Raw genomic sequence first — 13,523 nt, 5'->3', positions numbered from 1 at the left:
CCATGCGACGATTCTCTGACCCCAGCGTCACGACGACGGGCGAGACGGAAGGCGCACAGTGTCCGTACTGTGATGGAACCAACACCGACCGCGAACACCCGAAAGGACCGTCGCTCTGCCGGTCGATGCACTTCTGTCACGACTGTCAAGAACCGTTCGAGAAGTTCGGGTAATACCCGCTGTCTTCTGGTAATCCCCGCTAGTCTTCTACCGCCCTTCGCTGAACCGAACTGTCTCCGCTGATTTTCCGTGACTACTTACCCAGTCTTGTAGACGCCTCTGGCGGTTGCGATGAGCGTGTCGTCCTCCGTCGCATACACGTCTACGTCGACGGTTCCGACATCGCCGCCGAGCCGGACCACGTCCGCCTCAGCGCGGAGGTCACCCGTTCCCGCACTCAGGTAGTCGATTCGCATGTCGATAGTCGGAACCGGCTGGTCGACGCGACTCACGAGTGCCGCGCCGCCGACCGTATCTGCGAGTGTGAACGTAACGCCGCCGTGGGCCATCACCCGGTCAGCGTTCCACGACAGGTCCTCGCGCATCTCGATGTATCCCGCCGCGTGTCCGTCTTCTGCGTCGGTAATCTCGACACCGAGTAACTGTGCGAAGGGCATGCTCTCGAAGAATTCCTCGATATCCATGGTTGTCTATCTCTGGTGTGTGTTAAGTTGGTTTCGCCGACAACGCACCGTCAGGTCGACTGAGCGGTGCATCGGCATCGAATCTCGAAGACGGGTCATCACCGAATCTCGAAGACGGACCATCATCGGTGGTCGTAGACTCGCTGTACTTTCCCGACCTTCGTACGTTCGATGCTGCCGGGTGCGACGAGTTCCACCCCATCGGGAGTAAACGAGAGGACGTTCGAGAGTCGCTTCCGAATCCGGCCTTCGAGTTCCGCTCGCGACCCGTCGAAGTCGTCCGTGAGTTCGACCGTCAGGTCGAGGCGGTCGAGCGTGCCTTCGCGTCGGAGGTCGATTCGGTAGTACGGGGCGACCTCCTCGAATTCGAGAACGACCGACTCGACTTCGCTCGGGTAGAAGTTCACCCCACGAACGATGAGTAAGTCGTCTGCTCGCCCCGTGACCGAGTCCATTCGGACGACAGTCCGACCGCAGTCACACGTCCCGTAGTCGAGCGTCGTCAGGTCACCGGTACGGTACCGAAGCACTGGAAGTGCCTGCTTCGTGAGTGTCGTCAACACGAGTTCGCCCTCTTCGCCCTCGGCTACCCGTTTTCCTGTCTCGGGGTTGATTACCTCTGGGTAGAAGTGGTCTTCCCAGATGTGCATCCCCGTCTGTTCCAGACACTCGACTGCGACACCCGGCCCGATTATCTCCGAGAGGCCGTAGTTCTCGACTGCTGTCGCGTCGAATCGCCGTTCTATCTCCGTTCGCATCGGTTCCGTGCACGGTTCAGCCCCGTAGAGAACCGTCGAGAGCGGGAGGTCGGCAGGGTCGTACCCCATGTCTTCGGCGACTTCTGCGAGGTAGAGCGCGTACGACGGGGTGAGGCAGATAGCGTCGCTGCCGAGGTCGGCGAGCATCTCGACCTGTCTTTGGGTGTTGCCACCGCCGGTAGGGACGACTGTCATGCCCAGTTCGGTGGCACCGTCGTGGAACCCGAACCCTCCAGTGAAAAGCCCGTAACTGTAGGCGTTCTGCAGGGTGTCAGCAGCGGTCAACCCTGCACCACGGAAGCCACGCATCATCACCTCGCGCCATACGTCGAGGTCGTCACGAGTGTAGCCGACGATTTTCGGCTTGCCGGTGGTCCCCGACGACGCATGGATACGAATCACGTCTTCCATCTCGACGGCGAACATCCCGGTCGGGTAGTTGTCGCGGAAGTCCTCTTTCGTCGTAAATGGGAGCAAAGTGAGGTCGTCGACCCCTGTCACGTCGTCTGGGTGGACGCCCGCGTCGTCGAGCGCTCGTTCGTAGAACTCCACGTTCTCGTACGCGTATTTGACGACCTCCCGCACTCGTTCGTCCTGTATCCGCCGCAGCTCCGCTCTCGGAAGACGCGTCACGTCGGTATCGTCACTGACACCCATCGTTTAGTTGTCCTCCGTACGTTCACAAAACAGTATCCACGACATGGCTATTCGGCGGCAGAGACGCCGAGGTACCGGTCGAGAATCTCGTCGGAGGCGGCAACCTCGTCGGCAGTTCCTTCGTGGACGACCTGACCTTTGTCGAGGATGTAGACGTAATCTGCTGCGTCGAGCGCCACCTGAACGTTCTGTTCGACGAGGAGGATCGTGACGTCGTCGTCGTTCAACTGTTTGATTTTCCGCTGGACCTGTTTGACGATAGCGGGTGCGAGCCCCTCGGTCGGTTCGTCGAGCATCAACAGGTCGGGCGCAGAGACCAGTGCCCGGGCGATAGCGAGCATCTGCTGTTCGCCACCCGAAAGGTTCGCACCCTTACTGTTGCGGTGACGTGCGAGGTTCTCGAACTCGTCGATTATCTCGTCGACAGCGGGTTTGTCGATGTCCTGTCGGCCACCGATACGACCGATTTCGACGTTCTCGCGGACGGTCAGTCCCGGGAAGACGCGCCGTTCTTCGGGGACGAGGGAGATACCTTCACGAGCAGTCTTCTCCGGCGAGAGGTGAGTGATGTCTTCCCCTCCGAACGAGATCGAGCCGCTCGTCGGTTCGACGCTGCCGAGAATGGTACGGAGCGTGGTCGTCTTCCCGACGCCGTTGCGCCCGATGAGCGTCACGACGGACCCGCGCTCGACGTCGAGGGTAATTCCCTGAAGAACGCGCGTCGACCCGTACCCCGAGACGAGGTCACGGACCGACAGGAGCGCGTCGTCGCTCACGCTTCGACACCTCCGAAGTACGCCTCGCGGACCTCGGGGTCCTCAGAGACTGCCTCGGGCGTCCCCTCGGAGAGGACCTCACCTCTGTGGAGGACGGTGATACGGTCGGAGACGCGCATCACGAGGTCGATGTCGTGTTCGATGAGGAGCAACGTCCGGTCGGAGAGCACCTCGTCGATGAGGTCCATCGTCGCCCGCGTCTCTTCGGCACTCATGCCGGCAGTCGGTTCGTCGAGGAGCACCATCTCCGGGTCCGTCGCGAGGACGATTGCGATTTCGAGACGACGTTTGTCACCGTACGCGAGGACGTCTGCCAGTTCGTCGCCCCTGCCGAGGAGTCCGGACCGTTCGAGGACGGTGTCGGTGTGTTCGTTCACGTCGTCGAACGCGTCTTTTCGTTCGAGGTACTCCTCGACGGGGGTGAACCCCTCGTGCCGTGCGGCCTGTGCAGCGAGGCGAACGTTCTCACGGACGGTCAACCCCGAGAAGACGTTCGTAATCTGGAACGAGCGGCCGAGGCCACGTCGGACACGCTGGTGTGGCGGGAGCGACGAGACGTCTTCACCGTTGAACGTCACCGTCCCGTGTGTCGGTCGAAGCGCTCCTGTCAGCAGGTTGAACGTCGTCGTCTTGCCAGCCCCGTTCGGGCCGATGAGACTGCGGAACTCACCGCGTTCGATGTCGAGGTTGACGTCGTCGACGGCGACGAGTTTTCCGAACTCTTTCGTGAGGTTCTGCGTCTTGAGGATGGAGTCAGTCATGGCGTTCTACCTCCGCGTCTTGTACGTTGGTACGGTCACGAACCGCAGATTCGAACATCGGGTGTTCGGCAATCGTTTGTGGGAGCGACACGAGGCCTCGGGGGACGAAGATGACGAACAGGACGAACAACACGCCGATAACGAGCTGCCACTGGTCGATGTACGACGAGAGGATGTCCTCTGCGGCGACGAAGACGCCCGCGCCGATCATCGGGCCGTAGAGCGTCCCCATGCCGCCGAGGACGGTCATCACGATGACCTCGCCGGAGTTGATCCAGTGGAGGAACGACGGCGCGACGTACCCGTTGTTGGCGGCGAACAGCCCCCCGGCGAGACCAGCGAGGCCTCCGGAGACGACGAACGCTCGTCGTTTGTACGCCGTGACGTCGTATCCGATGAACGAGGCCCGCTCTTCACTCTCGCGAATCGCCTGGAGGACCGACCCGAAGGGTGCGCGGATGAGACGACGCGCCAGGAGGTACGACCCGACGACGACGGCGAGGAGGAAGTAATACTGGACCATCCCACCGTCGATGGTAAGGAAGCCGAGCGGGATCTCGAACTCCCCGGGGTCGATGCCGATTCCAGCGAGGCCGTAAAACACGTCCACGCCGAAGAGGCCGTCAGACCCGCCGGTGAAGTCGAACTTGAACACGGCGTTGTAGAACAACTCTGCGAACGCGAGCGTAATCATGGCGAAGAAGACGCCGGACACTCGTATCGAGAGATAGCCGACACTCCACGCGATGATAGCGCAGATGACGACTGCGACGAGAAGCGCCACGAACACAGACGGCGAGAGGTGCATGAGCGTCAGCACCGACGCGTACGCACCCACACCGTAGAAGAGGGTGTGGCCGAGCGAGACGAGTCCCGCGTATCCGAGGACGAGGTCCAGACTGAGCGCGAACAGCGCCCAGATGAGGATGTCTTCGAGGAGCGTGACCGAATAGGTGACACCCGTCAGTTCTGCGAAGAACGGGACGAGGACGAGCACGCCGACGGCGGCGTACCCGAGTTTCGCCCGCGTCTCCGACGAGAGTACGCCGCCGCGTGCGCCGTGGAGGAGTGCCCCGTCGTGGTGTTCACCGGCACCGATGTTCGTTCCGAACAGTCCCGTGGGACGGACGACCAGGACGACGATCATCAGGAGGAAAACGATGAGGCCTTCGAGAAACGGCGTGTAGGTTCGTGCGAACGTCTGCACGAGACCGACGAACAGGCCGCCGACGACCGCACCTCTGAACGACCCGAGGCCACCGAGGACGACGATGACGAACGCCGGGATGATGACGCTCGACCCCATCGTGGGACTGACGTTCTGGAACGCGCCGAGGACGATTCCCGCCACGCCGGCGAGTGCCGCCCCGAACCCGAACGTCAGCGTGTAGTATCGGTCGATGTTGATACCGAGGTTGCGGACCATCTCTCGGTCTTCCGACCCGGCACGGATGATCATCCCGAAGCGGGTACGGTTGAGGAGGAGCCACGTCGCGAGGGCGAGCACCGACCCGAAGACGATGATACCGTAGTTGTACAGCGAGTAGTTGAAGCCGAACAGCGCGACAGGCTGGTCGAGAATTGCCGGGATGGGGAACGGCTGTGCAGACTTGCCCCACACCGACGTGATGAGGTCGTTGATGATGAGGACGAGCCCGAAGGTCAACAAGATGTGATACAGTGGGTCGCGACCGTAGAGCCGTTTCACTGTGAGTCGCTCGATACCCATGCCGACGACACCCACGAGGAGTGGCGCGACGACGAGAGCGACCCAGAAGCCGGCACCACCGAGTGGCCCGGCGATGGCGAACGCGAAGTACGCACCGAGTGCGAACAGTTCGCCGTGGGCGAAGTTGATGACGTCCATCACGCCGAAGATGATGGACAGCCCCGCCGCGAGGAGGACGTAGACCATCCCGACGACGAGGCCGTTGAGGACCTGCTCTGCGACAGCACTGGCGACCGACATGCTAGAGGGTGCAGCCGAGTTCGCCGCAGTCTGGCAAGGCGTCGACGCCGTCTATCATCTCACCGAGTTGGACCGCTGCCGGTCCGCTGCCGCTGTCCGGAGCGACGAGTTCACCCGGCCACACCGGGTTCATGGCCTGGTGGTCGCAGTCGCGGAACTGGTTCGGGCCGAGGATGGTGTCCATCTCGAGTCCGGGGAGGACGTCTTTGACTTCCGCAGGGTCGGTCGAATCTGCTTCCGCGATACCGCGAGCAGTCATCCGAATCGACATGTACGCAGCACGGGCGAAGTTGTCCGGGTCGGCGTCGTACTCACTCCGGTATGCTTCGACGAACGACTGGTTGTCACCCGTTTCGAGCGTCGGGAGGTATCGAACGCCCCCGTAGGTTCCATAGGCCGCCTCACCGAGTGCACCACGAACGACAGAGAACGTCATCGTCGGAGACATGAGGTTCACGTCCTCTTTGAGCCCCTGACTCGCCGCCTGCTTGACGAAGTTGATGAGGTCACCACCCGTCATCCCGAGGACGGCGACTTCGGCGTCGGAGTTGGCTATCTGGCTGATGTAGGAGTTGAAGTTGGTCGACCCCAGTTGTGAACGACTTCGGCCGACGACTTCGATGTCGTGTCCGTCATTCATCCGCTTTTCGACGCGGGACATCACCGATTCACCGTACGCGTAGTCAGCGATGTGGAACCACACTTTCGTTCCGAGGTTCTCTGCGGTGTAGTCGGAGACTGCCTCGGCCATCTGAGCGGTGTTGGTCTCCGCGCGGAACACCCACTCGTTACAGTTCGACCCAGTGATAGGAACGGCCGCGCCACCGGGGTTGTAGATAATCTCCTGTTCCTTCGCGAATTCGTTGAGTGCGAGAGCGACACTCGACGAAATTGCACCCATGAGATACGACGCGCCGTCCTGTTCGACGACAGACTGCGCCTTCCGTCGCCCAGTCGACGGGTCGGCTTCGGTGTCCTCGTAGACGCCGGTAATCTCGACGTCGAGGTCATCGTTTTCGTTGACGTGCTTGATAGCGAGTTCTGCCCCGTTTCGCTGCCCGACTGCCAACCCACCGTACGGCCCAGTCATCGGACTGATCACCCCGTAGGTGATCGCGTTCGTCCCACCGCCACCGCCACCACCGAGACACCCCGCTGCCCCGGTTAGTCCAGCAACCCCTGCCAACCCGGCCGCTTGTACGAACCTCCGTCTGGACGAACGAGGGCCGTAGCCATCGTTCGAAGAATAATCCTCTCTCTTCATGGTGTATGTTCATGAGTAACATGATAACCTTCACGTTTAAATGTTTGCGTTAGCGTGCAAACAAGAATACGCGGGTTCAGTGGGTATCTGTCAGGAGAAGTGCGGAATGACATCCGTTCCGAGTCGCTCGATGCACTCGACCATCCGGTCGGTACCGATACCGGGGTGGTACGTCCGGAGGATGAAGTGGATGTCGTCACCCAGTGCATCACGGTACTGTTCGAGTTCGTCGATGACCTGTTCTGGTGTGCCGAATATCGCCTGCGCTTTGAGTTCCGCTCGCCGCTCGTCGGAGAGTTCCGTCACCGCTTCCCCGGAGAAAATCTCCGCGTACCGACGTTGGATGTAGAGATATCCGTCTTTCATCGCGTCCCACGCCTCCGATTTGGAGTCGGCGACGAACCCGTGTTGCAAGACGTAGATGGTGAACTCCCCGTCGAGTCCTTCGTTCTCGCGGACGCTCCTGATGTCGTCGACGCGTTTCTTCAGCCCGCCAATCGAGAGCGACGAGGGGGCACACCACGCGTCTGCAGTTCGAGCCGCCCGACGCACTGCGGGTTTGGCTGCCCCGCCGAGCATAATCGGAACGTCTCGGGACGGTTTCGGCGTGATATCGACGCCCGACGCTCCCTCGTGGAACGGCGACTCGTGTGTGACGGGCCCCGCAGACCACGCATCGCGGAGGAGTTCGACCGTATCACCGAGTCGTTCGACGCGCTCGTCACGCGGGACGTCGAACGCGTCGAACTCGCGCGGGTTCGACCCAATGGCGAGTCCGAGCGTCGTCCGGCCGCCAGAGAGGAGGTCCACGGTCGCGGTGTCTTCTGCGAGTCGGATTGGGTCGTACAGCGGTGCGAGTGCGATACACGTCCCGATTTCGACGTTCTCCGTCACTGCGGCGAGTGCACCGAGCGCCGGCATCGTCCCAGAGAGGTAGCCATCTTCCATGAAGTGATGTTCAGACACCCATGCGCTCGCGAGTCCCGCGTCGTCGATTGCCCGCCCGAGTGTCAACATCTCCTCGTACAGTTCCGACATCGGTCGGTCGTCGTCTGGCCGCCGCTGACACGTGAACAGGCCGGTCCCGATTTCCATGCCAGTGAGTCTCTACCTCGACTCTTAATAGTTCGGACCGGTGATGGTGTTGCATGGCGACGAACCGAACCGAGACGGAGATGCCACCCGCCCGCGTCGACCACGTGGGAATCGCAGTGACCGACATCGACGACGCGGAAGCGACGCTGCTCGCACTTGGGTGTGCGTGTGTCCACCGAGAGACTGTCACGGACGGAACCTTCGAGTGGGCGACGTACAGCCTCGGCGACGCCTCGCGCCTCGAACTCATCGCGCCGGTCGAAGGCGAATCGTTCCTCACGTCGTACCTCGACGACCACGGGCCTGGGCTCCACCACGTCACACTCGAAGTCGTCGACATCGACGCGGCCATCACGGCACTCGAGGGGGCGGGAGAACGCGTCGTCGGATATGCTGTCGAAGACGGGTGGACTGAAGCGTTCGTCTCACCACGAAATCCGACCGGCGCGCTGTTCCAACTGATGGAGTATCACGACGACTACGACGAGAAGGGGGACGCCGACGCACTCTACGTGCGTGGCGAATCGCTGAAAACTCGGTGAACCGCTTACTCTTCGCCGGCTTTCGTCTTGATGAGGAACTTCATGTCGCCTTCGAGGACGACGGTTCCGTCCTGTTTGGTCATGGTGACGTCGATGACGACGAGTCCAGCGTCGTCACGACTGCTGAGGTCTTTCTGCTCGGTGACGACCATCGTCTGTGAGAGCGTGTCGCCGATGAAGACAGGGTTGGGGAGGTCCATGTAGTTCATGCCGAGGAAGGCGATGGCCGTGCGTTCGACGATACCCGACCGGTAGACGAACCCGGTCGATTGAACGAACGTCATCGGCCCGTGGGCGATACGCTGGCCGAACTGCGTGTCTTCGGCGTACTCGCTGTTGGTATGGAGTTCCGTCCAGTCGCCCGACAACGCCGAGTGCATCATGAAATCTGCCTCGGTGACGGTCCGACCGACGCTCTCGAACTCTTTGCCCTCCACGAAGTCCTCGAAGTAGTGCGGCTCGTAACTGTATGCCATATCCAACCGTCTCTCCCATTGGATAAAGTATTTTACATAGTTATTGTTTCTGACAGTCGATGCCTACTTGACTGGTGACGGTGAGTGTGTTCACATGCCAGCAGGAGACGACCACGCAGAGATACGTGACCGTGCGTCGAACGACCCGTTCTGTGGCCGCGTCGGTATCGAACTCGCCGAACTCGACGAGGGGTACGCCGAGACGACGCTGACCATCGATGAAAACCACCTCAACTTCCACGGGACGCCACACGGCGGAGCAGTCTATTCGTTGGCCGACGCGGCGTTCGCGGCGGCGTCCAACAGTCACGGTGACGCCGCGTTCGCACTGGAGACCAACATCTCGTATCTCGCCGCGGCCGACGTGGGAGACACCATTCGCGCCGTCGCCGAAGAGACACACCTCGGTGGGCGAACCGCCGAGTACGAAGTGGTGGTCTCCGACGACGCCGGTGAGCGAATCGCCACGTTCCGCGGTCGAGTGTACAAACCCGGCCGCTGACGGGGCGACGGGAACGCCCGCATACGAACCAGCAAACTCGACGACAGTCGAACGACCGAATTCGACTGCGACCGAGACAGGAGAACGAGACGAGGGTTACTGCCCGCGGTGGTCGTAGACACGCTGGACCTTGCCGACTTCCGTCCGTGCGATGTTCCCGTACTCGACGAGGTTCAGTTCGTCGGGCGTAAAGGAGAGCACGTTCGAGAGACGGCTGGTGATTCGACTCTTCAGGTCGCTGATACGCCCGTCGAACTCGTCGACGACTTCCACGGTCACTTTCAACTTATCGAGGTTGTTCTCGCGACTGATGTCGATGCGGTAGTGCGGTGCGACTTCGTCGAACTCGAGGACGACCGACTCGACTTCGCTCGGGTAGAAGTTCACTCCGCGAACGATGATGAGGTCGTCCGACCGTCCAGTGATGTTGTCCATTCGGACAGCGGTGCGACCGCAGTCGCACGTCTCGTAGTTCAGCGTCGTCAGGTCACCAGTGCGGTACCGAAGCACTGGAAGCGCCTGTTTCGACAGCGTCGTCAACACGAGTTCGCCCTCCTGTCCCGGTTCAACTGGGTCACCGGTGTTTGGGTCGATAAGTTCGGGATAGAAGTAATCTTCCCAGATGTGGAGTCCCTCCTGTTGTTCGCACTCGATGGAGACGCCGGGGCCGACGATTTCGGAGAGGCCGTAGATGTCCACGCCAGTGACGCCGAGCCGTTCTTCGATTTCATTGCGCATCGGTTCCGTACACGGTTCGGCACCGAAGATGACGACGCGCAGAGGGAGGTCACGAATGTCGTACCCCATGTCTTCGGCGACTTCTGCGAGGTAGAGCGCGTACGATGGCGTACACGAGATGACGTCGCTGCCAAGGTCGGCGAGCATCTCGACCTGGCGCTGGGTGTTGCCGCCACCAATCGGGATGACCGTCGCCCCGAGTTCCTCGACGCCCTGGTGGAGGCCGAGACCCCCAGTGAAGAGACCGTATCCGTAGGCGTTCTGGACGATGTCGTCCGGCCCCACACCGGCGGCGACGAGACAGCGAGCGACTGCCTTACTCCACACGTCGAGGTCGTCGCGAGTGTAGCCGACGATTTTCGGTTTCCCAGTCGTTCCGGAGGAGGCGTGGATACGAATCACGTCTTCCATCTCGACGGCGAACATCCCGGTCGGGTAGTTGTCGCGGAAGTCCTCTTTCGTCGTGAACGGCAGTTTCGAGAGGTCATCGACGCTCTGGATGTCGTCGGGGGTGAGCCCCTCGTCGTCGAACAGCTCACGGTAGTAGTCGACGTTCTCGTACGCAATTTCCACCATCTCCCGTACCCGCTCGTCTTGGACCTCACGCAGTTCGTCCCGTGAGGCAGTCTCCATGCTATCGAATACCATGTACAATCGAACCCGATGATAGAATATGATAAAAATGATGCGGTCATCTACCACGCCACTCGGAAGCGAACTTATTTCGCAGGGGACATGCAAGCGACTATCATGCGAGATGCGTACATCGTCGGTGCGGGCCAGTCAGCCTATGGCGCGTTCCCAGACGAAAGTTACCGGTCGCTGTTCGCGACGGCCTACGAGGAGGCGATGGACAGCGCACGAGGGGTCGACCCAACCGACATCGACGAGGCAGTCGTTGGGTCACTCGGCGTCGGCGGGCGACAACTCGGGCTCTCTGGACCAGCAGTCACCGAACACGTCGGAATCCACGGCATCCCCTGTTCGCGGCTCGAAAACGCCTGTGCCGCGAGTGGGTATGCGGTCAGACAGGCCGTCCAGGCAGTCAAGAGCGGCATGGCCGACGTTGCCCTCGCCGGCGGCTACGAGGTCATGACCGACATGAGCGGCGACGTGGCGAAGTACTGGCTGGGTGTGAGTGGCGAGACGGAATGGGAGCGGCTCACCGGAACGACGTTCTCCGGCGTCTACGCGCAGATGGCGTCTGCGTATCTCGATGCGTACGACGCGTCACCGGACCATTTCTCCAAAGTCGCCGTCAAGAATCACTCGAACGGCGCGAAGAATCCGAAGGCACACCTCGGGTTCGAATGTTCGCTCGAAGACGCACAGAACGCGCCCGTCGTCGCCGACCCGCTGAACCTCTATCACTGTTGTCCGACCTCCGACGGTGCCGCAGCGGTCATCGTCGCGAGCGAAGACGTGGCGAGTACCTGTGACGATGCGATTCGCGTCGCGGGCGTCGGTGCCGCGTCTGAACGCGTCGGTCTCTTCCAGCGCGACAGTTACACCTCTGTGGAATCTTCTGCGCGGGCGGCAGAGGCAGCCTACGAGATGGCGGAACTCGGACCAGACGACATCGATTTCGCCGAGGTCCACGACTGTTTTGCAATCGCAGAACTCCTCGCGTACGAAGACCTCGGGTTCTGTGAACGGGGCGGTGCAGCCAAACTCGTCGACGACGGCGTGACCGAGTTAGACGGCGACTTACCCGTCAACCCCTCGGGTGGCCTCAAATCGAAGGGACACCCAATCGGTGCGACCGGTGCCGGACAGGTCGTTGAGGCGTTCAAGCAACTTACGGGCCACGCCGACGACCGACAGGTGTCGGGCGCGACGGTCGGCCTGACGCACAACGTGGGTGGGTCGGGCGGTGCTGCCGTCGTTCACGTCTTCGAAGGAGGGGTGCTATGAACGGTATCGCGGGTGTCGGTGCGTACGTGCCCCGACTGTACCTCCCCGCAGACGCGTACCGCGAGGCGTGGGGCAAGGGCGGTGCTGCGGGCGTCGAACGCATGGCCATTCCCGACGCGGACGAAGACACACTCACGATGGCTACGGAAGCAGGGTGGCGAGCCCTCACCGCTGCCGACGTCGACCCTGACGACGTCGAACATCTGGCGTTCGCGACGACGACGCCACCGAACGACGAAGAAGAGGCGACGGCCCGCCTCGCGTCACTGCTCGGTCTCTCCTCGACGACGATAACACGACAATACGGCGGTGGAACGCGGGCGGGTGCTGTCGCACTCGCAGCGACGCTCGACGTTCCCGGACCCGCACTCGTCGTGGTCGCGGATAGCCCTGAAGGGAGTCCCGAAAGCGACGAAGGGGCAGGAGCAGGGGCGGGCGCTGCTGCACTCGTTCTCTCTGAGGACGGCCCTCTCACCATCGATGCCACAGGTGAGTACGGAGACGCCTACCCCGGGACCCGGTTCCGCCGACGCGATTCCGCCGAGACGGAGTCTATCGGCATCACACAGTACGAACGCGATGCATACACGTCGGTACTCGCGGGTGCCGTCGAAGCCCTCGACGCAGAACTCTCCGACGTCGATGCAGTTGCACTCACGTCGCCGGATGGGAAACTCTCGTACCGCGCTGCGCGTGCCCTCGGCGTCTCGACAGGGCAAATCGCAGCAGGGACCGTCGTTTCGCAAACCGGAGACACCGGTGCCGCAGGGCCATTTCTCGGACTCGCATCGGCACTCGAAGACGGTGCAACGTCGGTCCTCCTCGTCGGCTACGGCGGTGGGGCAGGTGCGACGGCGGTCGCACTGTCTACAGACACCGCGGTGCCAACTCGTGTCGTTCTCGACGGTGACACCGAACTCTCCTACGCCGAAGCACTTCGCCGGCGCGGGACCATCACCGGCGAAGAACCCGAAGGCGGTGGTGCGTACGTGAGCGTCCCGACGTGGCGACAGACCATTCCGCAACGCCACAGACTCGTCGCTGGACGCTGCCGCGACTGTGGTGCGCTCGCGTTCCCCCCTGAGGGTGCGTGTGTCCAGTGTGGGTCGCTCGACGGCTACGACGACACCACCCTCTCGGGTGACGGCACCGTCGAGGCAGCGACGCGAATCGGACAAGGCGGTGCCCCACCCGAGTTCGTCGAACAACAACAGCGCTCGGGGTCGTTCGCCGTGGCAGTCGTCGCGTTCGACGGGCCAGACGGCGAGGAATCGGTGAGCGTGCCCGCGCAAGTGGTCGAGTCACCCGTCGGAACACCCGAAATCGGCGCACGTGTCCGGGCGGTTCCCCGCCGCATCTACGAACAGGAAGGCGTCGTTCGCTACGGGTTCAAAGTGGTTCCGACGGCAGCAGACCGGTAGGCTTCG

General features: G+C 61.9%; 14 protein-coding genes. 5 read left to right on the top strand and 9 right to left on the bottom strand.

Going from position 1 to position 13,523, the window contains the following annotated elements; translation table 11 throughout:
• Positions 1–2 precede the first annotated feature (2 nt).
• The gene (gene paaE / locus ACK3SC_RS18000; protein WP_416841628.1) at positions 3–173 is read left to right on the top strand and encodes a 1,2-phenylacetyl-CoA epoxidase subunit PaaE; all 171 of its coding nucleotides are present in this window, start codon (positions 3–5) and stop codon (positions 171–173) included.
• Positions 174–257: 84 nt separating this feature from the next.
• Here the strand turns inward: paaE and ACK3SC_RS17995 are convergent, their stop codons facing one another.
• The 7 genes from ACK3SC_RS17995 to ACK3SC_RS17965 form a co-directional block, all read right to left on the bottom strand.
• On the bottom strand, positions 258–644 hold the full coding sequence (locus ACK3SC_RS17995) for a PaaI family thioesterase (protein ID WP_416841627.1): 387 nt from the start codon (positions 642–644) through the stop codon (positions 258–260).
• Positions 645–766: 122 nt separating this feature from the next.
• Positions 767–2,059, bottom strand: a complete 1,293-nt coding sequence (paaK, locus tag ACK3SC_RS17990) for a phenylacetate--CoA ligase PaaK (protein WP_416841626.1) — start codon at positions 2,057–2,059, stop codon at positions 767–769.
• Positions 2,060–2,106: 47 nt separating this feature from the next.
• Positions 2,107–2,835 carry an ABC transporter ATP-binding protein gene (locus ACK3SC_RS17985; protein ID WP_416841625.1) on the bottom strand — a complete coding sequence of 243 codons (729 nt, stop codon included), beginning with the start codon at positions 2,833–2,835 and terminating at the stop codon, positions 2,107–2,109.
• Complete coding sequence (locus ACK3SC_RS17980; protein WP_416841624.1) at positions 2,832–3,596, bottom strand: ABC transporter ATP-binding protein; 765 nt, start codon at positions 3,594–3,596, stop codon at positions 2,832–2,834. The genes ACK3SC_RS17985 and ACK3SC_RS17980 overlap by 4 nt, the downstream gene beginning before the upstream one ends.
• Positions 3,589–5,565: an ABC transporter permease gene (locus tag ACK3SC_RS17975; RefSeq protein WP_416841623.1), complete on the bottom strand. Its 1,977-nt coding sequence runs from the start codon at positions 5,563–5,565 to the stop codon at positions 3,589–3,591. The genes ACK3SC_RS17980 and ACK3SC_RS17975 overlap by 8 nt, the downstream gene beginning before the upstream one ends.
• A gap of 1 nt (position 5,566) precedes the next feature.
• The gene (locus tag ACK3SC_RS17970; RefSeq protein WP_416841729.1) at positions 5,567–6,751 is read right to left on the bottom strand and encodes an ABC transporter substrate-binding protein; all 1,185 of its coding nucleotides are present in this window, start codon (positions 6,749–6,751) and stop codon (positions 5,567–5,569) included.
• A gap of 168 nt (positions 6,752–6,919) precedes the next feature.
• Entirely contained in the window at positions 6,920–7,924 is a 1,005-nt protein-coding gene (locus tag ACK3SC_RS17965) for an LLM class flavin-dependent oxidoreductase (protein WP_416841622.1), read from the bottom strand.
• Between the two features lie 53 nt (positions 7,925–7,977).
• Here ACK3SC_RS17965 and ACK3SC_RS17960 point away from each other — a divergent pair, with 53 nt between their 5' ends.
• Complete coding sequence (locus tag ACK3SC_RS17960; RefSeq protein WP_416841621.1) at positions 7,978–8,466, top strand: VOC family protein; 489 nt, start codon at positions 7,978–7,980, stop codon at positions 8,464–8,466.
• 5 nt (positions 8,467–8,471) lie between these two features.
• Here the strand turns inward: ACK3SC_RS17960 and ACK3SC_RS17955 are convergent, their stop codons facing one another.
• Positions 8,472–8,942: a MaoC/PaaZ C-terminal domain-containing protein gene (locus tag ACK3SC_RS17955; protein WP_416841620.1), complete on the bottom strand. Its 471-nt coding sequence runs from the start codon at positions 8,940–8,942 to the stop codon at positions 8,472–8,474.
• Positions 8,943–9,036: 94 nt separating this feature from the next.
• Between ACK3SC_RS17955 and ACK3SC_RS17950 the strand changes: the two genes are divergently transcribed.
• Positions 9,037–9,444, top strand: a complete 408-nt coding sequence (locus ACK3SC_RS17950; protein ID WP_416841619.1) for a PaaI family thioesterase — start codon at positions 9,037–9,039, stop codon at positions 9,442–9,444.
• A 96-nt stretch (positions 9,445–9,540) separates the two neighbouring features.
• On the opposite strand, the gene paaK (ACK3SC_RS17945) is transcribed toward ACK3SC_RS17950, so the two are convergent.
• Entirely contained in the window at positions 9,541–10,866 is a 1,326-nt protein-coding gene (paaK, locus tag ACK3SC_RS17945; RefSeq protein WP_416841728.1) for a phenylacetate--CoA ligase PaaK, read from the bottom strand.
• A gap of 66 nt (positions 10,867–10,932) precedes the next feature.
• Here paaK (ACK3SC_RS17945) and ACK3SC_RS17940 point away from each other — a divergent pair, with 66 nt between their 5' ends.
• Entirely contained in the window at positions 10,933–12,096 is a 1,164-nt protein-coding gene (locus ACK3SC_RS17940; RefSeq protein ID WP_416841618.1) for a thiolase domain-containing protein, read from the top strand.
• Entirely contained in the window at positions 12,093–13,517 is a 1,425-nt protein-coding gene (locus tag ACK3SC_RS17935; protein ID WP_416841617.1) for a zinc ribbon domain-containing protein, read from the top strand. Before ACK3SC_RS17940 ends, ACK3SC_RS17935 begins: the two co-directional genes overlap by 4 nt.
• The last annotated feature ends 6 nt before the right edge of the window (positions 13,518–13,523 follow it).

The sequence above is a fragment of the Haloferax sp. DFSO52 genome, from assembly GCF_048158745.1.
GTDB lineage: Archaea > Halobacteriota > Halobacteria > Halobacteriales > Haloferacaceae > Haloferax.
The sequence above is the reverse complement of the archived record's forward strand: the minus strand, read 5'-3'. Positions and strand labels throughout refer to the sequence as shown.

Bases quoted from the DNA above. Each gene is read 5' to 3' on its own strand.
- paaE (WP_416841628.1), top strand. From the start codon at position 3: ATGCGACGATTCTCTGACCCCAGCGTCACGACGACGGGCGAGACGGAA.
- ACK3SC_RS17995 (WP_416841627.1), bottom strand. From the start codon at position 644: ATGGATATCGAGGAATTCTTCGAGAGCATGCCCTTCGCACAGTTACTC.
- paaK (WP_416841626.1), bottom strand. From the start codon at position 2,059: ATGGGTGTCAGTGACGATACCGACGTGACGCGTCTTCCGAGAGCGGAG.
- ACK3SC_RS17980 (WP_416841624.1), bottom strand. From the start codon at position 3,596: ATGACTGACTCCATCCTCAAGACGCAGAACCTCACGAAAGAGTTCGGA.
- ACK3SC_RS17975 (WP_416841623.1), bottom strand. From the start codon at position 5,565: ATGTCGGTCGCCAGTGCTGTCGCAGAGCAGGTCCTCAACGGCCTCGTC.
- ACK3SC_RS17965 (WP_416841622.1), bottom strand. From the start codon at position 7,924: ATGGAAATCGGGACCGGCCTGTTCACGTGTCAGCGGCGGCCAGACGAC.
- ACK3SC_RS17960 (WP_416841621.1), top strand. From the start codon at position 7,978: ATGGCGACGAACCGAACCGAGACGGAGATGCCACCCGCCCGCGTCGAC.
- ACK3SC_RS17955 (WP_416841620.1), bottom strand. From the start codon at position 8,942: ATGGCATACAGTTACGAGCCGCACTACTTCGAGGACTTCGTGGAGGGC.
- ACK3SC_RS17950 (WP_416841619.1), top strand. From the start codon at position 9,037: ATGCCAGCAGGAGACGACCACGCAGAGATACGTGACCGTGCGTCGAAC.
- ACK3SC_RS17940 (WP_416841618.1), top strand. From the start codon at position 10,933: ATGCGAGATGCGTACATCGTCGGTGCGGGCCAGTCAGCCTATGGCGCG.
- ACK3SC_RS17935 (WP_416841617.1), top strand. From the start codon at position 12,093: ATGAACGGTATCGCGGGTGTCGGTGCGTACGTGCCCCGACTGTACCTC.